This is a genomic window from Peribacillus sp. SIMBA_075 (assembly GCF_046534585.1).
Genome location: NZ_JAWRYN010001436.1, coordinates 1 through 242 on the forward strand (window position 1 = coordinate 1; position 242 = coordinate 242).

Here is a 242-nt window from a genome sequence, read left to right on the forward strand (position 1 = left end):
CTAGGGAGCCCTTCATATACATGACATTCCCGTTATTATCACCGAGATATTGCACAACAAAGTAAGATGGATACACAGAAATAGTTAGAATATCCTCCCGCTCATTCTTTACACGTTTGCCTGTTTTATAGGCAGTAATATAAGCAATCGGCTCATTCTGTGATTGTAATAATTTCTGAATTTCTCCGTAATCTGTAATTTGCCTTGCGTATCGAATAGAATCAAATATGTGTGTAAGATCT

1 protein-coding gene is annotated in these 242 nt (G+C 36.4%); it reads right to left on the reverse strand.

Translation table 11 applies throughout. The features are described from left to right. Positions 1-242: DUF3919 family protein (locus SB775_RS33105; RefSeq protein WP_410865529.1), on the reverse strand; the 242-nt coding region annotated here is incomplete at both ends.